The organism is Pseudomonas sp. S30_BP2TU TE3576, from assembly GCF_050436025.1.
Lineage (GTDB): Bacteria > Pseudomonadota > Gammaproteobacteria > Pseudomonadales > Pseudomonadaceae > Aquipseudomonas.
Window position 1 is genome coordinate 1,108,525 of the sequence record NZ_JBNDLK010000001.1, and the last position, 18,085, is coordinate 1,126,609.

Here is an 18,085-nt window from a genome sequence, read left to right on the forward strand (position 1 = left end):
AACACTTCCGCACGGCCCGTCGATATCGAACAATCTTCTCTCCTGCAGCGCAAAAAAATGGAGTAGATGTATGGAATCGCGTAGTCGCATTGCTTTGGTAACGGGTGGTATGGGCGGTATCGGTACGGCAATCAGCCAACGTCTATACAAGGAAGGATTCAAGGTAATCGTCGGCTGCAGCTCTGATTCCAGCCGCAAGAACGAATGGCGTGCCAGCCAACTGGAGGCGGGTTATGAGTTCGAGTTCATTTATGGTGACGTCACCGATTGGGAGTCAACCCGCAAGGCTTTCGAGATGGCTCGTGAACAATTCGGCCCGATCGATGTGCTGGTCAACAACGCCGGCATCACCCGCGACGCCTCTTTTCGCAAGCTCACCCCGGAAGACTGGAACAGCGTGATCGGGACCAACCTGACGGGGTTGTTCAACACCACCAAGCAGGTCATTGAAGGCATGTTGTCCAAAGGCTGGGGGCGGATCATCAATATCTCCTCGATCAACGGTCAGCGTGGTCAGTTCGGCCAGACCAACTACTCCGCCGCCAAGGCTGGCATCCATGGTTTCACCATGGCACTGGCCCGGGAAGTCTCCGGCAAGGGCGTGACCGTCAATACCGTATCCCCAGGCTACATCCAGACCTCCATGACCGCGGCAATTCGCCCGGACATTCTCGAAGGCATGATCGCTGCAACTCCGGTCGGTCGCCTTGGCCAACCAGAAGAGATCGCCTCAATCGTGGCCTGGCTGGCTTCCGATGAGTCCGCCTACAGTACCGGTGCCGATTTCTCGGTAAACGGCGGCATGAACATGCAATAACTCCGATCAGGGCAGGAATGCCCTGGTTTGCTCGACGAATTTTGTCTTTTCGATGAGGTCACGCATGAACGAAGTCGTAATCGTTGCCGCTACTCGTACCGCCATTGGCAGTTTCCAGGGTGCTTTGTCTGCAATTCCCGCGACCGAACTGGGTGCCGCAGTGATTCGCCGCTTGCTGGAGCAGACGGGTATCGATGCTGCTCAAATTGATGAAGTGATCCTCGGCCAGGTACTCACTGCCGGCGCTGGGCAAAACCCGGCACGCCAGACAGCGATCAAGGCCGGTTTGCCACACACCACGCCTGCCCTGACCTTGAACAAGGTCTGCGGCTCCGGTCTCAAGGCGGTCCATCTCGCCGTCCAGGCAATCCGTTGCGGCGACGCGGAACTGGTAATCGCTGGTGGTCAGGAAAATATGAGTCTGGCCCCCTATGTTCTGCCCAAGGCACGCACCGGCCTGCGTATGGGCCATGCGCAACTGCAAGACAGCATGATCCAGGATGGCCTGTGGGACGCCTTCAACGACTATCACATGGGTATCACCGCCGAGAATCTGGCGCAGAAGTACGAGATCTCTCGTGAAGCACAGGATACCTTCGCTGCCGCCTCGCAACAGAAGGCCGCCGCAGCCATTGAGGGCGGGCGTTTCCAGAGCGAAATCACCCCGATCCTGATTCCTCAGCGCAAGGGCGAACCGCTGGTCTTCGACACCGACGAACAGCCGCGTATCGACAGTACTGCGCAAGCCTTGGCAAAACTCAAACCGGCATTCCAGAAAGACGGCAGCGTGACTGCCGGCAACGCTTCGACCCTCAACGATGGTGCGGCCGTGCTGTTGCTGGCCAGCGCCGCTAAAGCACAAGCGCTCGGCCTTCCGGTACTGGCACGCATCAAAGCCTATGCCAGCGCCGGTGTAGACCCGTCGATCATGGGCATCGGCCCGGTCCCGGCTACACGCCTGACCCTGCAAAAGGCCGGCTGGAGCGTCGAGGACCTGGACCTGATCGAAGCCAATGAAGCCTTCGCCGCCCAGGCGCTGGCGGTTGGCAAAGAGATGGGCTGGGACACCAGCAAAGTCAACGTCAACGGCGGCGCGATCGCCCTTGGCCATCCGATCGGCGCATCGGGGGCACGGATTCTGGTGTCGCTGGTGCACGAACTGATCCGTCGCGACGGCAAGAAGGGGCTGGCCACTTTGTGCATCGGCGGCGGACAAGGCGTCGGCCTGGCTATCGAGCGCTAACCAACGGCATCTGAGTAGCCCATGCGCGGACTTGGGCCCCTTGTTCCGCGCATCAGGTTGGCGTCAGACAACGCTGCCCGTATTCCTGCCGTCGCTACGCCGGAGTCCGGCAAAGCGCGGCTTTTTTTCTGCCCGGCTCATCTGTATGGGCAAGGAACTTTATGGACAACAACGCGCATACATTCAAAACCTATTGGTCAGGCCAGGTTCCGTTCATCGCTTCCTTTGCAGTGCAACAATTACGCCTATGGGTCAGCACCAATCCGTGGTTTTCCGGGCATGAGCACGGCGCCTGGTTCGAGTTACCTCGCGAAACCCTGGACAGCCTTCAAGCGGACTACCAGGTTCAATGGGGCCAACTCGGTCAAAAACTGCTGACCGGCCAATCCTTCAGCTTCGATGATCGACGCTTCTCCAGCAGCAACTGGAGCGAGCCACTGTTCGGCTCCCTCGCTGCGTTTTACCTGCTCAACGCAAGCTTTCTCCTGAAACTGCTCGACAAGCTGCTGATCAAAGAAAAAAAACCACGCCAACGCCTGCGCTATCTGGTGGAGCAAGCCATTGCCGCCAGTGCGCCAAGCAATTTTCTGGTCAGCAACCCTGATGCGCTCCAGCGTGCGGTTGAGACTCAAGGTGCCAGCCTGCTCACAGGTATGCAGCATCTGGTCAGCGACATGAACGAAGGCAAAATGCGCCAGTGTGATAGCGGCGCCTTCAAGGTTGGCGTCGATCTGGCTAACACCCCCGGCGAAATCGTCTTTGAGAATCAGCTATTCCAGCTAATTCAGTACTACCCGCAAAGCGAAACCCAGTACCGACACCCGGTATTCGTCGTACCTCCGTCGATCAACAAGTACTACATCCTTGATCTGCGCCCGGACAACTCAATGGTCCGTCACCTGCTGGAACAGGGACATCCCGTATTCCTGATGTCCTGGCGCAACTTTGACGAGGAACACGCTGGCACCACCTGGGATGACCTGATTGAGCACGGGGTAATCGACGCCTTGCAGGTGACCCGCGATATCAGTGGCGAGCAGCGACTCAATTGCGTGGGCTTCTGCATCGGCGGCACCCTGCTGAGCACGGCGCTGGCAGTACTTGCTGCACGCGGCGACCGGGAGATCGCCAGCGTGAGCCTGTTCACCACGTTCCTTGATTACCTGGATACCGGTCCCATCGACATATTCGTCGACGAAGAACTGGTGGCCTATCGAGAGCGCACCATCGGCGGCATGAATGGTCCCATCGGTCTGTTTCGTGGTGAGGACATGGGCAATACCTTTTCCCTACTGCGCCCCAACGAGCTGTGGTGGAACTACAACGTCGACAAATACCTCAAGGGGCAGAAGCCGATCCCGCTTGATCTGCTGTTCTGGAACAACGACAGCACCAACCTTCCGGGGCCGATGTACTGCTGGTATCTGCGCCACACCTATCTGCAGAACGATTTGAAATCAGGCGAGCTGGAGTGTTGTGGGGTCAAGCTGGATTTGCGTGCAATTGACGCTCCCGCTTACATCCTCGCCACCCATGACGATCACATCGTGCCCTGGAAAAGCGCCTACGCCAGCACCAACCTGCTCTCCGGGGCCAAGCGTTTTGTATTAGGAGCTTCAGGGCATATCGCCGGCGTCATCAATCCACCGGCCAAGCAGAAGCGCCATTACTGGACCAATAATCGGGTCACGAAAAACCCGGAGACCTGGTTCAAGAATGCTGAGCAGCAACCCGGTAGCTGGTGGAATGACTGGTTCAACTGGCTGGCGGGACACTCCGGCGAGCGCCAACCAGCGGCTCCGCACATAGGGAATGACAAATTCCCGCCTCTGGAGCCAGCGCCAGGCAGTTATGTAAAGCAATGAAAGACTGTTGTGGGCCAGAGCGCGACACTTTCCAGTACGTGACGCTCGACTTCCTGGATGACGGCAGCGTAGAGATGTTGTGGGTTGTGCCGAAGTATGATTGATCGGAAACGGGCAACGAGTCGTACCGACGGCAACACAGCAGTTTGATTGCACAGACGAAAATCAAATCACGCAAACGTAGGCGCAAGGACAAGGTGGGTACGGAGGAAGACCAGCAATTTTGACTGTTGTTGTGGAAATGCCCTGCTGCATGACTGCATGCAGCAGGTCTTCTCATTTATTTGGGTACAAGGAGAGACGACCCATGAGCACCCCGTTCCGTCTCAACGAAGCACTTTTGATTGCCGGCCACGCATTCGAACCTTTTCAATGCGTCACTTGGGCTCCGCAAGACGGTAATGGCGAACTGAGTCTGACCGTCATCGACCGGGCCAACACTCGTATTTGTCGCAAACAGATTCCAAGCAGTGCCTATTCCGACCCGGCGCAGCTGGAAAGCCTGCTGGAAGAGGTGCGCGCCGAGTTGAGCCAGGAGGGCTACAAACTACAATCCTGGACAATGCCAGAGTAAGCATTCTCGCGGATCGCTACCTGTGATCCGCCTGATACTCAACTCTCAAGATTAAGATCACGATAATACAGAACTTGCCAAGCTACTGAGATCTGCACTCAGGAAGTACTCATCAGCGAAGCTTCTACGGTTTTCAGGAGCTACAACGGCTCCAGATCATTGTGGTAGACGCTAGAACGCCAGTTTGTAACCGATCAACAACAGCATGGTCGCCAGGCAAGGACGCAGCAGTTCGTCGGAGATGCGCCCGGTCAGGTGGCTGCCCAGGTAAATCCCCGGCAACGAACCCACCAGCAGGTAAGCCAGGACGTGCCAGTCCATGTTGCCCATGCTGGCATGGCCAAGGCCCGCGACCAGGGTCAACGGTACGGCGTGGGCAATTTCAGTCCCCACCAGGCGGCGGGTTGGTAGCATCGGATAGAGAATGAACAGTGCTACGGTGCCCAGTGCACCGGCGCCGATGGACGTCAGCGCGACCATGGTGCCAAGGACCAGCCCGCGTGATGACTGTCATCACATTCAAGCGCAATCCGCTGGGGTTGTAGTTGCCGCCCGCACGTTTGTGGGCGAAGTCGAGCAGGCGCTTCTTGAACAGGATCGCCAGTGCCGTGGCAAACAACACAAAACCGAGGGCCTGCTTGATGATTGCGTTCATCGCCTCGGGGGCGCTGTGCAGGGTGCTGAGGAACCACAGTGTCAATGCCACCGCGGGCACGCTGCCCAAGGTCAGCCAGCCGGTAATCGCCCAGTCGATGTTGTTGTTCTTGCGATGAACCAGTACACCACTGGATTTGGTGATGGCGGCGTACAGCAGATCGGTACCGACCGCCGTCGCCGGGTTGATGCCGAACCCAAGCAGGATCGGGGTCATCAGCGACCCGCCACCTACGCCAGTCATGCCGACGATGAAGCCGACGACCAGCCCGGCAACAATCAACCCGATGTTCACTAAATCCATGAATACTTCCACAAAGATCGCAGGGGGAAATCTGGCCCGCAGCATAGCGATATTTCTTATAACCAGTTATATCGATGCGATCTATCTTTATACCCTGAACTTAATTCCACTGTGGGAGCGGGCTTGCTCGCGAAGGCGTAGTGTCAGGCAGCATTAATATTGACTGACCCACCGCTTTCGCGAGCAAGCCCGCTCCCACAAGGAATATGTGTCGTGCTCACTGCACTGGCAGGACCCTAACGCCAGTCAGTTAAGCGGTAGTGTGATCTGTAGCAGCTGCCGAGCCCGCGAGGCTGCGTTCGGCTGCATAGCAGCCGTGATTCGAGCTGACGCGGCCTGCCAGGCAGACCGCAATGACTGACTTTACGACTGCTTCGCAGCCGAACGCAGCCTCGCGGGCTCGGCAGCTGCTACAACGGGTGTCGTGGCTGAAATTTTTGCCGCCGAGGACGGGCAGCGGCTGCTGCTGTTCGATGGCCATGCGCACTTGCTTGCCAGCTGTGCGGGCATCAAGGAATCCGGACTTTTTCAGCTCATCTGGGTGAAGATGTCGCCGCCCTGCTGCTGGCTGCAACCGGTGACGAAGAACATCGACAGACCTGCCAGCAGCAGGCAATGACAGCGTATTCTCGTAATGATGCGGGGTGAAACTCGAGCCATGGGTTCTTGGATTTGGGCATGGGCCGACGGTGGGGATCGCCGCAGGCTGCCATGGATAGAGCCGGACATTTCGAAAAAGTGCAGTATCGGCACGGAGCAATCGATCACCGGCAACGTGAGACTCAAATGATTGCAGCCTGCGAAAATCCCTGCGGCGGAACCGATGGACTATTCTGCTGCCCATTGAAATGACCATCGGCATTCATAAAGGAGGTTTGCATGCGCACGCTTGAATTGGCTGGGGCCAGGGTCCCGGTTATCGGCCAAGGCACGTGGCAGATGGGCGAAGACCGCTCGCGACACACACAAGAAGTCGCGGCACTGCGCCAGGGCATCGAACTGGGCATGACCCTGATCGACACCGCTGAAATGTATGCTGAAGGCGGCGCCGAGGAAGTGGTCCGCGATGCCATCGCCGGCCAGCGTGACAGTGTCTTTCTGGTCAGCAAAGTGTACCCGCACAACGCCAGCCGCCAGGGCATTCCCCAGGCTTGCGAGCGCAGCCTGCGCAGGCTTGGCACCGATTACATCGATCTGTATCTACTGCATTGGCGCGGCCAGTATCCCCTGGAAGAAACCGTCGAAGCCTTCGAGCGCCTGCGCGAAGCCGGCAAGATTGGCCGTTGGGGCGTGTCCAATTTCGACCTCGATGACTTGCTGGAACTGGACGCCCCGACCTGCGCCACCAATCAGGTGCTCTACAACCTGGAACAACGCGGCATAGAATTTGATTTGCTGCCCTGGAGCCAACAACGGCGGTTGCCGGTCATGGCTTACTGCCCGATTGGCCAAGGCGGCAAAATGCTCGCCAATGCTACGCTCAAACTAGTAGCCAGCCGTCACGGCGTGACACCGGCAGAGGCAGCACTGGCATGGATTCTGCGTCAGGACGCAGTGATTGCCATCCCCAAAGCGGTGCATCCCGAACATGTACGCCTCAACGCCCAGGCCGCCAGGTTGCAGCTTGAAGCAGAGGATCTGGAGGCGCTGGACCAAGCGTTTCACGCGCCACAACGCAAACAGCGGCTGGCCATGGTCTGAACCACCGCAGTCTGTCAGAGAGCTTCGCCATGAGAAGCACCGACCACCTGGACCCGTTCAATCTGCAACGCTTTCTCCAGGCTCAGGACCCGGTATTCGACCGGGTTCAAGACGAGTTGAGCAACGGACACAAGCGCAGTCACTGGATGTGGTTCATTTTTCCACAGTTTGCCGGGCTCGGCGGCAGCGAGATGTCGCGCCGCTTTGCCATCCGCTCGCGGGAGGAAGCCCTGGCCTACCTTGAGCATCCATTGCTGGGCGCCCGGTTACGCGCCTGCACCCAGGAAGTGCTGAATATCCGGGAGCGCTCGGTGGCCGGTATTTTCGGTCATCCCGACGACCTGAAATTTCACTCCTCGATGACCCTGTTTGCCCAGGTCGCTGCCGCCGACAGTCTTTTCCAGCAAGCCTTGAACCAATATTTCCACGGCATCCTGGATGACTGGACCTTGTCACTGATGGATTCAAAACAGGCCCAGTTGCCCACCAATCAGGGTTGAGAAGTCGTCGTCGACAAACGGCAGTATCGCGTCCGCCACCGGTTGCAGTTGCCGGGTGATGTAGTGGTCGTAATCGATGGGCGCGCTGCGCACTTCCAGCGGTTCAGGGCCGGCAACGGTGATCACGTAGCTGATCCAGCCGCCGTTCTGGTATTGCCGCGGGCGACCCTGCCGGTCGTTGTATTCGTCGGCCAGGCGCGCCGCGCGTACGTGGGGCGGGACATTACGCTGGTAGTCATCAAGGGTGCGACGCAGGCGTTTGCGGTAGATCAGCCGGTCATCGAACTCGCCGGCCAGGGTCTTGCGCACGTAGTCACGCACATAATCCTGATAGGGCTTGCGCAGGAAGATCCGCGAATACAGTTCCTGCTGGAATTGACGGGCCAGCAGCGACCAGTCGGTGCGCACGGTTTCCAGGCCTTTGTAGACCATTTCGTCGCTGCCATCGGCGCGAGTCACCAGACCCGCGTAGCGCTTTTTACTGCCTTCTTCGGCACCGCGAATGGTCGGCATCAAAAAGCGCTTGTAGTGGGTTTCGAACTGCAACTCGAGAACGCTTTGCAAGCCGTATTCCTGCTGCACGTGCTCGCGCCACCACTGATTGACGTGCGCGACCAGTGCATGGCCGATCTGCGCCGCCTCCTGCTGGCCATGGGCGCGACGCAGCCAGACGAACGTCGAGTCGGTGTCGCCATAAATCACCACATGCCCCTGCGCTTCGATCAACTGGCGGGTACGCAGCATGATCTCGTGCCCGCGCAGGGTGATCGACGAGGCCAGGCGTGTGTCGAAAAAGCGACAACCGCTGGAGCCTAGTACGCCGTAGAAGGCGTTCATGATGATTTTCAGCGCCTGGGACAGCGGTGCGTTGTGCTCGCGCTTGGCGGTTTCCCGGCCTTCGGCCACTCGGGCGACGATGGATGGCAGGCAATGCCGGGTGCGAGAAAAACGCGCGCCACGAAAGCCCGGTACCGATTCGCTGTCGTCCGGGTGCTTGAGCCCTTCAATCAGCCCCACGGGGTCAATCAGGAAGGTGCGGATGATCGACGGATAGAGGCTTTTGTAATCGAGCACCAGCACCGATTCGTACAGTCCCGGTTGCGAATCCATGACAAAACCGCCGGGGCTGGCTTGCGGCGGCTTGCCACCGAGGTTCGGCGCAACGAAACCCTGACGGTGCATCAGCGGCATGTACAGGTGTGTGAACGCCGCCACCGAACCGCCCATGCGATCGGCCGGTAACCCGGTGACGCTGGCCCGCTCCAGCAGGAAGGTGAGCAACTCGGTCTTGGCGAAAATCCGCGTGACCAGTTCGCAGTCCTTGAGGTTGTATTTGGCCAGCGCCGGTTTGTCCTCGGCGAACATGCGATTGATTTCGTCCATACGCTGGTACGGGTTGTCGATGGACTTGCCTTCGCCGAGCAAGGTTTGCGCGACGTTTTCCAGGCTGAACGAGGGGAAACTCCAGGTCGCCGAACGCAGGGACTCGATACCATCGATGATCAAGCGGCCAGCGGCTGAAGCGAAGTAATGGTTGCCGTTGCCGTGTTCGCGCCACTGCATTTCCTCGCCACCACGCCCCAGTTTCAACGGCACCGCCAGGCGCCTGGCGTGTTCGTGAAGCACCCGCAAGTCGAACTGCACGACGTTCCAGCCGATGATCGCGTCGGGGTCGAACCGGGTAAACCATTCGTTGAGTTTTTTCAGCAACAGGGTTCGCGAGTCGCAGTATTCGAGCTGGAAATCCACCTGGCTATCGTCGCCGTTGGGCGGACCGAGCATGTACACCTGACGCTCGCCACAGCCTTCCAGGGCAATGGAATACAACTCGCCCTGGGCCGTGGTCTCGATGTCCAGGGACACCAGTTTCAGGCTCGGCCGGTAATCGGGGTCGGGTTTCATCTGTGCGTCGAGCAGCAGGCCCTCGGCATTCGGCGTGCCACTGAAGCGCACCGGTGCGGTGATGAAGCGTTCCATCATGTAGCGTTCCGGCGGGCGCACGTCAGCTTCGAACACCTCGACACCGGCCCGGCGCAGCGCGGTTTCGAGGCGCATCAACTGGCCATGTTGCTGGCAGTAAAGACCAAGGACCGGGCGATACTCGAAATCCCTCAGGGCCAGGGGCCTGAGCTCGACGTTTTTCTCATCATGCAAAACGCTTTCGGCGGGCTGACGCTGCACAGCAGGAAGAAACGCCACCGAGGGCTGGAAAGGCAGGCGGATGCGCCGGGGACCGCTATCGGTCGCCAGCCAGAACTCGACTTCCGTACCGGCCGGGGTGTCGCGCCAATGCCGGGTCAGGACGAAGCCCTGCTGTAGATCCACCGCTGCAACCTCAATGCTGATTCAGAGGATGATTCTACCCGTCATCAGCCGCGATAGCGCGTTCGCCGCCAGCCTATCAGGCAGACACCGATCCTGTGGGAGCGGGCTTGCTCGCGAAGGCGTAGTGTCAGGCAGCATTAATATTGACTGACCCACCGCTTTCGCGAGCAAGCCCGCTCCCACAAGTCATCTACTGGCCGGAAATGTGAGGTTTGCCGAAGAAAAACCACCGAATGACGTTTTTTGCGCGTTATCTGCCGCTTTCGCCCTTGCTCTGAACGCTTGCGTCTACGATTCTTCAAGAACAACGACAACACCCGAGTAACCACCATGAAAACCGTCGCCCAACTGCTCAAGCTCAAAGATCAGAAGAATCAGGAAGTGCACCAGATCAAACCCGACCACATGGTGCTCGAAGCGCTGATGAAGATGGCCGAGAAAAACGTCGGCGCCTTGCTGGTGGTGGAGAATGATGAAGTGCTGGGCATCATCAGCGAACGGGACTATGCACGCAAACTGGTGCTGCATGGCCGCTCTTCGGTGGGCACGCCGGTGCGCGATATCATGGTGTCGCCAGTGATTACCGTCGACACCCATCAAACCGTGGAGACCTGCCTGGGCATCATGTCCGATAAACGCCTGCGTCACCTGCCGGTGGTCGAAGGCGGCAAGTTGATCGGCTTGCTGTCGATCGGTGACCTGGTCAAGGAAGCGATTGCCGAACAGGCGGAACTGATCAAGCAGCTGGAGCAGTACATTCGCGGGGAGTGAGTCGACACGCCGAGGATCCCTGTGGGAGCGGGCTTGCTCGCGAAGGCGGTGTGCCAGTCGACATTAATGCTGTCTGACACTACGCCTTCGCGAGCAAGCCCGCTCCCACATTGGTTTTTGGTGTTCAGGCCGGCCAATGCCGGGCGAACACCGGGGCCAGCGCCGGGTGGCGGTCAATGCGTTCCAGCCAGGCGAAAAAACCCGGCCGGGCATTGCGCAAATGTTCCCGACTGCCCGCCCATCGCGAGATCACCGCCGCCAGTACATCCAGGGCCCTTGGCTTCTCGCTGCCCAGGTACAACTCGCCCGAAAACTGATCGGCAAACACCTCCCAACTCCAGTGCAGGCGCCGGCGGGCACCCTTTATGAGGTTCTGCCTGGACGACTCATCCGCCTCGGCCAGCCAGCGTTCGGGGTAATCGATAATACCGATGGCCGCATAGCAATTGCTGACGATGTACGCCATGCCGCGAATGGCTTGGTCCCGCTTGGCCGGATCCTGCGGCAACAATCCCGATGCGGGAAAGGTCAGCCCGAGGTGAATCAGGATCGCCGCGCTCTCGGTCAGGACGCCGCCATCGGGCCGCTGCAAGGTCGGAATCTGTTTGAGCGGGTTGAGTTTCTGCAGCGTCTGGGCCGCCTCCGCGGACGACTCGACATCGATGAAGCGATAAGGAACATCACAGAGTTCAAGGGCGGCTTCGATGGCCGCCGCTCCGGAGTTCTGATGACCGTAGAGCTGGTACATAAACGCCTCCTTTAACACCGCGCCCCCCGCAGTGCCGCATCAAGCTATCCAGTGTAGAAGCCGCCACCCGCCACACAGCGGCCATCCGACGACCGCACCATCACGTTCACAAGGAGTATGGCGCGGGTCCTATCATTGCCGTCGATGTTCACCATCATCTCAATGAAGTTCTCATAAAAAATCCCCGGCGTAACATCTGCTCCATACCAACCCATGACACCCCGGAGCACACCATCATGAAACGCCAAACCCTTCTCAGCATCGCTTTCTCGGTTTTCGCCGTTAACGCTTTCGCCGCTACCTCTGCTCAACCTGTGGTCGCTGAAGGCGGCTCGGATCGTCTGATTGAAAGCCGTGTGGCTGAGGGTGGCTCCGATCGCCTGATCGAGAATCGTGTAGCTGAAGGTGGTTCGGATCGCCTGATCGAGAATCGTGTGGCTGAAGGTGGTTCGGATCGCCTGCTGGAAAACCGCGTTGCCGAAGGTGGTTCCGACAAACTGCTGCAAAACCGCGTCGCCGAAGGCGGTTCCGACAAACTGCTGCAAAACCGCGTCGCTGAAGGTGGTTCCGACAAACTGCTGCAAAACCGCGTCGCTGAAGGTGGTTCCGACCGCCTGATCCAGAACCGTACTGCCTGAATGCAGGGCGGTACCGCAAGACCCGACGAAAGCCCGGCCTCACCCGCCGGGTTTTTTATGCTTTTTACGCCGCGATTACTTCCCTGCCCGCGCCATGCAGCGCTGGTAGCGTTCATCGACCCGTTTGGCGAACCACGCCGTGGTGAGTTTGCGGGTGATCTTCGGGCTTTGCAGCACGATCCCGGGCAACACTTCACGAGGTAACGGCCGACCCTCGGCCTGTTCGGCCAGCTCGAAAACCCGTCGATAGAGTTTGCTGTCTTCGAACGCCAAGGTATTCCCCTCTTCCAGTTGCTCGCGGATCGTCGGATTGCGCATGTCCAGTTGCTTGCCGAGGGTACGCACGGCCAGTTCCGTGGTCCCGGGCATGATCGAATCGTAGCGCACCAGATCGCCATCCAGCGCCAACGGGATACCCGAAGCCCGACTCACTGCGTTCTGAAATGCGGCGTTACGGCTGGCGTACCAACCCGCATTGAAGTCCGCAAATCGGTAAAGCGGTTGCGGGTAGCTCACCGGATACCCAAGCAGATGCGCAATGCCGAAGTACATGCCGCCGCGCCGGGTGAACACTTCATGGCGAATCGAGCCCTTCACCGGGTACGGATAGCCCTTGGCCTGCTGCTCGGCAAAATCAATGCTGACCTGCATCGGCCCGCCGGTATGCACCGGGTTGAAGCCTGCGAACAGGGTTTTACCCATGGGTACCATGCCGATGAAGTCGTCGAAAATCGCGCTCAGTTCCTTTTCACTGCGCGCGGCATTCAGGCGGTCGTTGTAGCTTTTACCGCTGGGGGAATCGAGCTTTAACGTACCGCTCACCAGCAGTCCGGGAATGTGTGCCTTGGCGGCACGACGGTCGATCTCGTCGCGGGCGATCTTGCCCAGGCCCGGGACGCTCGGATCGACCTGAAAGGTCGACTCCTGTTCGGTCACGGCCAGTACCGAGCACAGGTTTTGCGTGGTCGGCGAGATGTCTTGCGCGGCAAATGCCGCCTGGATATCAGTGGCCCAACCCTGAGGATCGGCAGCTTTCGCCGGCAACAAACGCACAATTTCGGCCTTCACTTCGGCCGGACTGCGCGCCGCCGGTTCCTGGGTCCGTTGGCTGCCGCAACCGGCCAATACCAGCAACACGGCGACGCTTGTGATCAATCTGATTTGCATGTCGTTCCATCTGATCCGTTGGTCCGGGTCAACCATACGACCAATGGCATGCCAGCGGCTACGGTCGTGGCAGTCCGATGGTTGCCGCCCTCCCCGACTGGACCATACTTGATCCACGTAGCGAGGAGGACAGTTCATGCACCGTAGCGACGTGTTGATCATCGGCGCTGGCCCGACCGGGCTGGTCCTGGCGTTGTGGTTGAGCAAACTGGGCGTGCGCGTGCGGATCATCGACAAAACCTCCGCCCCCGGCACCACGTCGCGGGCACTGGCCGTCCAGGCACGGACGCTGGAGTTGTATCGCCAGCTCGGACTGGACGACGCCGTGGTGCAAAACGGCCATCAAGTGGTGGCCGGCAACTTCTGGGTCAAGGGTGAGCCCGTGTCGCGTCTTCCGCTGTCTCAGATCGGTGAGGGCCTGACCCCCTACTCGTTTCTTCAAATCTTCCCACAGGACGAACACGAACGGCTGCTGATCGAGCGCCTGGAAACCTTCGGCATCACGGTGGAACGCAACACTGAACTGACCAGCTTCGAGCAAACCGCAGACGGCATCACGGCCACGCTGCACTTGCCCGACGGCCAGCAGGAAACCTGCCAGGCCTGTTACCTGGCCGGGTGCGACGGTGCCCGGTCGATTGTGCGCAAGACCCTCGATACCGGGTTTCCCGGCGGGACCTACCAGCAGATTTTCTACGTCGCCGACGTGCAGGCCTGCGGCCCGACATTCAATGGCGAACTGCATGTGGATCTCGACGAGGCGGACTTCCTCGCCGTGTTCCCGCTGGCAGACACTGGTCGCGCGCGCCTGATCGGCACGGTACGCGACGAGCGCGCCGAACACGCCGAGACCCTGCGTTTCGAGGACGTCAGCAGCCGGGCCATCGAGCATATGAAGGTGGAGATCGAACAACTGAACTGGTTTTCGACCTATCGTGTGCATCATCGGGTGGCGGATCACTTCCGCAAAGACCGGGCGTTTTTGCTGGGTGATGCCGCCCATGTGCACAGCCCGGCGGGCGGCCAGGGCATGAACACCGGGATTGGCGATGCCATCAACCTGGCCTGGAAACTGGCGGCCGTGCTGAGTGGCGGTGCCGAGGCCAGGCTGCTCGACACCTATGAAACCGAGCGCATTGCGTTTGCGCGCAAACTGGTGGCGACCACTGACCGGGTCTTCACGTTCGTCACCGCGGACGGGCCGATTGCCGATTTGCTGCGTACTCGCCTGGCCCCGTTCTTGATACCGAAAATAACCTCGTTCGAAACCTCCCGCCAGTTCCTGTTTCGCACGGTGTCGCAGATCACCCTGAATTATCGTGGAATGCCGCTGAGCACGGGCGTTGCCGGGCATGTGCATGGCGGTGATCGCCTGCCCTGGGCCCATGACGGTGAGGGGGATAATTTTGAATCGCTGAAGTGCCTGACCTGGCAGGTGCATGTCTATGGTGACACCAGCGACGAGATGATTGCCTGGTGCCACGAGCACCATCTGCCGCTGCATGTTTTCGACTGGCGGCCGGCGTTTGAAGCGGCGGGACTGGGGCGCAACGGGTTCTATCTGTTACGGCCCGATACCTATGTGGCGATTGCCGAAACGTGCTCTGACCCTAAAGTGATCGCTCGGTACTTCCGTGATCACGGGATCCGGCCGTTTTTTGGCACGCCCTGAGAACACCACATTCCCCCTGTGGGAGCGGGCTTGCTCGCGAAAGCGGTATGCCTGTCACATGGATGTTGACTGTGCCGCCGCCTTCGCGAGCAAGCCCGCTCCCACAAGGGATTGGGTGGGTTTCAGATCCCGGCCAGCGCCAGGTCCATCGCAAAATACGTAAAGATCAGGTCGGCCCCGGCACGCTTGATCGCCCCCAGACTCTCGCGCACCACACGGTCCTCATCGATGGCCCCGGCCTGGGCGGCAAACTTGATCATCGCGTACTCACCGCTCACCTGATACGCCGACAGCGGCAGGCGCGAAGCTTCGCGGATGTCGCGGATGATGTCCAGGTACGCACCGGCCGGCTTGACCATCAGCGCATCGGCGCCTTCCTGTTCGTCGAGCAACGATTCGCGCACCGCTTCGCGGCGGTTCATCGGGTTCATCTGGTAGCTTTTACGGTCGCCCTTGAGCGCACTGCCGCCCGCCTCGCGGAACGGACCATAGAGCGCCGAAGCGAACTTGGTCGAATAGGCCATGATCGCCGTCTGGGCAAACCCGGCATCATCGAGCGCCCGGCGAATCGCCTGGACCTGCCCGTCCATGGCCGCCGACGGGGCAATCACATCGGCACCGGCATGGGCTGCCGCGACGGCTTGTCTGCCGAGGTTGATCAGGGTCTGATCGTTGTTGACTTCATGGTTGTGCAGTACGCCACAATGGCCGTGGTCGGTGTATTCGCAAAAACAGGTGTCGGACATCACGATCATTTCCGGCACCGCGTCCTTGGCGATGCGCGACATGCGCGAGACCAGGCCGTCATCGCGCCAGGTGTCGCTGCCGCTGCTGTCCAGGTGATGGGACACGCCGAAGGTCATCACCGACTTGATCCCGGCACGGGCATAGCGCTCGATCTCGCCGGCCAGTTTCGACTCGGGAATGCGCATCACGCCGGGCATGCTTTTGATCGGCACGAAGTCGTCGATTTCTTCTTCGACGAAAATCGGCAACACCAGATCGTTCAGGCTGAACTCGGTCTCCTGGAACAGACTGCGCAGGCTCGCATTGCGGCGCAGACGGCGTGGGCGTGCTTCGGGGAACTGACTGGACATGGGTATTCCTGAATTTCAGAGGACGTAACGAAAGTCGTAGGGAAGCCGGCGCGGGGCACAAACCCTGCAACCAGCACAGAACCCTGTGGGAGCGGGCTTGCTCGCGAAGGCGTAGTGTCAGGCGACATTTAGAGTGACTGACCCACTGCCTTCGCGAGCAAGCCCGCTCCCACAGGTTATGCGGTGTATCAGCTGGCGACGGGGCTTGGAATCTGCAACCCGCGCACCACTGCCGGCCGCGCCAGGAAGCGCTCCAGCACCCGCGTGACGTTAGGGAAGTTCTGAATGCCCACCAGATCACCGGCTTCGTAGAACCCGATCAGGTTGCGCACCCAGGGGAAGGTGGCGATGTCGGCGATGGTGTAGCGCTCGCCCATGATCCAGTTGCGCCCTTCCAGCCGGCCATCGAGCACCTTGAGCAGGCGTTTGCTTTCCTCGACGTAGCGGTCACGGGGACGCTTGTCTTCGTAGTCCTTGCCGGCGAACTTGTTGAAAAACCCGAGCTGGCCGAACATCGGCCCGATGCCGCCCATCTGGAACATCAGCCACTGAATGGTTTCGTAGCGCGCGGCCGATTCCTGGGCCAGCAGTTGCCCGCTCTTGTCCGCCAGGTAGATCAGAATCGCCCCCGACTCGAACAACGCCAGCGGCCGGTCGTCCGGACCGTGGGGGTCGAGGATCGCCGGGATCTTGTTGTTGGGGTTGAGGGAAAGAAATTCCGGGGACATCTGGTCGTTGGTGTCGAAGCCTACCCGGTGGGGTTCATAGGGCAGGCCAATCTCTTCGAGCATGATCGAGACTTTGACGCCGTTGGGGGTCGGCAAGGAGTACAGCTGAATCCACTCCGGATATTGGGCAGGCCATTTGCGGGTGATGGGGAATGCGGACAAATCGGTCATGGGCGGGATCCACGAAGACATTGAGAGTGACGATCATAATGTAGATATCGGGTCAGCGATCCCTTGAAGCCATCAATCTCGCTGATAGAGAAGATCAAAAGAGATCACGACGGTTTCGACACCATCCGGTGTAGCGTGTCCACAATTCCGCAACATCCTGTCGATAACCTTCACTGCAAACCCTTGAAGGTTACCGGTACATTGCTGCGCACTCGGCCGGAATCGAACCAAACGGGTTCAGGGGACTCTGAGCACCACCCCTTTGAAAACGGACCGGCTGCAATGACATGGAAAACACTCGACGCAGGACAATCGTGGTGTAAAGGTTTGTCAGCCTTAACCGAATTGCGCTGAAGATCCCTTTACTCATGAACCTGTTCAACTTTGCCAGACGCTTCAAGCATCGCGCCTACCTTTTGTTGTCCACCTTGTTGGCGGTCAGCGCGTTGTTTCTGTCGCTGGGGTCCGGCCTGAGCCGCGCCCAACCGATGGATGGCACCCAGACGCTGGTGTTCCTGCGCCACGGGGAAAAACCCGCGGGCGGCCTGGGCCAGCTCAATTGCCAGGGGCTCAACCGCGCCATCGACCTGGCCACCCTGCTGCCGGAAAAATTCGGCAAGGCCAACTATGTGTTCGCGGCCAACCCGACGCGTAACGTCGAGGAAGGCGAGTTTGACAATTCCTACAGCTACATTCGCCCCCTGATGACCATCAGCCCCAGCGCCATCAAGCTGGGCCTGCCGGTGAACATCAGTTTTTCCGCCAATGACACCAGTGACCTGGCCGAAGAGCTGCTACGCGACAAATACCACAACTCGGTCATTTACACGGCCTGGTCCCACGGCTACCTGCCAGAGCTGATCAACACGGTTGCCGGCGACGCCACCGGCAAAAAAATGACCATCACGGATGACTGGGAGTCCAGCGATTATGACTCGCTGTATGTGCTCACCCTGACCTGGCAGAACGGCAAGGCCAGTGTGCAGAGCCATGTGTACAAGCAAGGCCTGGATAATGGCTCGCAGACTTGCCCGACCTGAGGTAATTGCATTGTTTGCTCGGGCCCCTTCGCGAGTAAGCCCGCTCCCATATTCGATCTCCAGCAAACAC

General features: G+C 59.4%; 16 protein-coding genes and 2 pseudogenes. 12 read left to right on the forward strand and 6 right to left on the reverse strand.

Going from position 1 to position 18,085, the window contains the following annotated elements:
• The first annotated feature begins 70 nt into the window (after positions 1–70).
• From phbB to ABIA48_RS05025, 5 genes and pseudogenes are all read left to right on the forward strand, one after another.
• Positions 71–817 (forward strand): acetoacetyl-CoA reductase, encoded by a 747-nt coding sequence (gene phbB, locus ABIA48_RS05005; RefSeq protein WP_429487284.1) that lies wholly within the window; start codon positions 71–73, stop codon positions 815–817.
• A 64-nt stretch (positions 818–881) separates the two neighbouring features.
• Positions 882–2,060: an acetyl-CoA C-acetyltransferase gene (locus ABIA48_RS05010; protein ID WP_007988008.1), complete on the forward strand. Its 1,179-nt coding sequence runs from the start codon at positions 882–884 to the stop codon at positions 2,058–2,060.
• Positions 2,061–2,221: 161 nt separating this feature from the next.
• Positions 2,222–3,925, forward strand: coding sequence for a class I poly(R)-hydroxyalkanoic acid synthase (gene phaC, locus ABIA48_RS05015; protein WP_277530217.1), 1,704 nt, complete (start codon positions 2,222–2,224; stop codon positions 3,923–3,925).
• Between the two features lie 107 nt (positions 3,926–4,032).
• Positions 4,033–4,152, forward strand: a pseudogene (locus tag ABIA48_RS05020) (AAA family ATPase); the annotation flags it as partial.
• Between the two features lie 80 nt (positions 4,153–4,232).
• Positions 4,233–4,499 (forward strand): hypothetical protein, encoded by a 267-nt coding sequence (locus tag ABIA48_RS05025; RefSeq protein WP_429487285.1) that lies wholly within the window; start codon positions 4,233–4,235, stop codon positions 4,497–4,499.
• 171 nt (positions 4,500–4,670) lie between these two features.
• On the opposite strand, the pseudogene ABIA48_RS05030 reads toward ABIA48_RS05025, so the two are convergent.
• A pseudogene (locus ABIA48_RS05030) lies at positions 4,671–5,457 on the reverse strand (sulfite exporter TauE/SafE family protein).
• Between the two features lie 424 nt (positions 5,458–5,881).
• Between ABIA48_RS05030 and ABIA48_RS05035 the strand changes: the two are divergent.
• From ABIA48_RS05035 to ABIA48_RS05045, 3 genes are all read left to right on the forward strand, one after another.
• A complete protein-coding gene (locus ABIA48_RS05035; RefSeq protein WP_429492970.1) occupies positions 5,882–6,076 on the forward strand; it encodes a hypothetical protein in 195 nt (64 codons plus the stop codon).
• A gap of 260 nt (positions 6,077–6,336) precedes the next feature.
• Positions 6,337–7,158, forward strand: coding sequence for an aldo/keto reductase (locus ABIA48_RS05040; RefSeq protein ID WP_429487286.1), 822 nt, complete (start codon positions 6,337–6,339; stop codon positions 7,156–7,158).
• 29 nt (positions 7,159–7,187) lie between these two features.
• Complete coding sequence (locus ABIA48_RS05045; RefSeq protein WP_429487287.1) at positions 7,188–7,658, forward strand: DUF1810 domain-containing protein; 471 nt, start codon at positions 7,188–7,190, stop codon at positions 7,656–7,658.
• Here ABIA48_RS05045 and ABIA48_RS05050 read toward each other — a convergent pair.
• Entirely contained in the window at positions 7,623–9,983 is a 2,361-nt protein-coding gene (locus ABIA48_RS05050) for a DNA polymerase II (RefSeq protein ID WP_429487288.1), read from the reverse strand. The genes ABIA48_RS05045 and ABIA48_RS05050 overlap by 36 nt on opposite strands.
• A 330-nt stretch (positions 9,984–10,313) precedes the next feature.
• Here ABIA48_RS05050 and ABIA48_RS05055 point away from each other — a divergent pair, with 330 nt between their 5' ends.
• Complete coding sequence (locus ABIA48_RS05055; RefSeq protein WP_115947557.1) at positions 10,314–10,754, forward strand: CBS domain-containing protein; 441 nt, start codon at positions 10,314–10,316, stop codon at positions 10,752–10,754.
• A 124-nt stretch (positions 10,755–10,878) separates the two neighbouring features.
• On the opposite strand, the gene ABIA48_RS05060 is transcribed toward ABIA48_RS05055, so the two are convergent.
• Complete coding sequence (locus tag ABIA48_RS05060) at positions 10,879–11,502, reverse strand: glutathione S-transferase family protein (RefSeq protein ID WP_429487289.1); 624 nt, start codon at positions 11,500–11,502, stop codon at positions 10,879–10,881.
• A 236-nt stretch (positions 11,503–11,738) separates the two neighbouring features.
• Here ABIA48_RS05060 and ABIA48_RS05065 point away from each other — a divergent pair, with 236 nt between their 5' ends.
• Positions 11,739–12,140 (forward strand): hypothetical protein, encoded by a 402-nt coding sequence (locus ABIA48_RS05065; RefSeq protein WP_429487290.1) that lies wholly within the window; start codon positions 11,739–11,741, stop codon positions 12,138–12,140.
• Between the two features lie 75 nt (positions 12,141–12,215).
• On the opposite strand, the gene ABIA48_RS05070 is transcribed toward ABIA48_RS05065, so the two are convergent.
• A complete protein-coding gene (locus ABIA48_RS05070; RefSeq protein ID WP_429487291.1) occupies positions 12,216–13,307 on the reverse strand; it encodes a DUF1615 domain-containing protein in 1,092 nt (363 codons plus the stop codon).
• A 136-nt stretch (positions 13,308–13,443) separates the two neighbouring features.
• On the opposite strand from ABIA48_RS05070, the gene ABIA48_RS05075 reads away from it, so the two are divergent.
• Positions 13,444–14,979: an FAD-dependent oxidoreductase gene (locus ABIA48_RS05075; RefSeq protein WP_429487292.1), complete on the forward strand. Its 1,536-nt coding sequence runs from the start codon at positions 13,444–13,446 to the stop codon at positions 14,977–14,979.
• A 122-nt stretch (positions 14,980–15,101) separates the two neighbouring features.
• Here the strand turns inward: ABIA48_RS05075 and hemB are convergent, their stop codons facing one another.
• Both hemB and ABIA48_RS05085 read right to left on the reverse strand, forming a co-directional pair.
• Positions 15,102–16,076, reverse strand: a complete 975-nt coding sequence (gene hemB, locus ABIA48_RS05080) for a porphobilinogen synthase (protein ID WP_429487293.1) — start codon at positions 16,074–16,076, stop codon at positions 15,102–15,104.
• 188 nt (positions 16,077–16,264) lie between these two features.
• Positions 16,265–16,975 carry a glutathione S-transferase family protein gene (locus tag ABIA48_RS05085; RefSeq protein WP_007982418.1) on the reverse strand — a complete coding sequence of 237 codons (711 nt, stop codon included), beginning with the start codon at positions 16,973–16,975 and terminating at the stop codon, positions 16,265–16,267.
• Between the two features lie 368 nt (positions 16,976–17,343).
• Between ABIA48_RS05085 and ABIA48_RS05090 the strand changes: the two genes are divergently transcribed.
• A complete protein-coding gene (locus ABIA48_RS05090) occupies positions 17,344–18,015 on the forward strand; it encodes a histidine phosphatase family protein (RefSeq protein WP_429487294.1) in 672 nt (223 codons plus the stop codon).
• Positions 18,016–18,085: the final 70 nt, after the last annotated feature.

Bases quoted from the DNA above. Each gene is read 5' to 3' on its own strand.
- ABIA48_RS05090 (WP_429487294.1), top strand. From the start codon at position 17,344: ATGAACCTGTTCAACTTTGCCAGACGCTTCAAGCATCGCGCCTACCTT.
- ABIA48_RS05060 (WP_429487289.1), bottom strand. From the start codon at position 11,502: ATGTACCAGCTCTACGGTCATCAGAACTCCGGAGCGGCGGCCATCGAA.
- ABIA48_RS05010 (WP_007988008.1), top strand. From the start codon at position 882: ATGAACGAAGTCGTAATCGTTGCCGCTACTCGTACCGCCATTGGCAGT.
- phaC (WP_277530217.1), top strand. From the start codon at position 2,222: ATGGACAACAACGCGCATACATTCAAAACCTATTGGTCAGGCCAGGTT.
- phbB (WP_429487284.1), top strand. From the start codon at position 71: ATGGAATCGCGTAGTCGCATTGCTTTGGTAACGGGTGGTATGGGCGGT.
- ABIA48_RS05075 (WP_429487292.1), top strand. From the start codon at position 13,444: ATGCACCGTAGCGACGTGTTGATCATCGGCGCTGGCCCGACCGGGCTG.
- ABIA48_RS05070 (WP_429487291.1), bottom strand. From the start codon at position 13,307: ATGCAAATCAGATTGATCACAAGCGTCGCCGTGTTGCTGGTATTGGCC.
- ABIA48_RS05055 (WP_115947557.1), top strand. From the start codon at position 10,314: ATGAAAACCGTCGCCCAACTGCTCAAGCTCAAAGATCAGAAGAATCAG.
- ABIA48_RS05025 (WP_429487285.1), top strand. From the start codon at position 4,233: ATGAGCACCCCGTTCCGTCTCAACGAAGCACTTTTGATTGCCGGCCAC.
- hemB (WP_429487293.1), bottom strand. From the start codon at position 16,076: ATGTCCAGTCAGTTCCCCGAAGCACGCCCACGCCGTCTGCGCCGCAAT.
- ABIA48_RS05040 (WP_429487286.1), top strand. From the start codon at position 6,337: ATGCGCACGCTTGAATTGGCTGGGGCCAGGGTCCCGGTTATCGGCCAA.
- ABIA48_RS05085 (WP_007982418.1), bottom strand. From the start codon at position 16,975: ATGACCGATTTGTCCGCATTCCCCATCACCCGCAAATGGCCTGCCCAA.
- ABIA48_RS05065 (WP_429487290.1), top strand. From the start codon at position 11,739: ATGAAACGCCAAACCCTTCTCAGCATCGCTTTCTCGGTTTTCGCCGTT.
- ABIA48_RS05045 (WP_429487287.1), top strand. From the start codon at position 7,188: ATGAGAAGCACCGACCACCTGGACCCGTTCAATCTGCAACGCTTTCTC.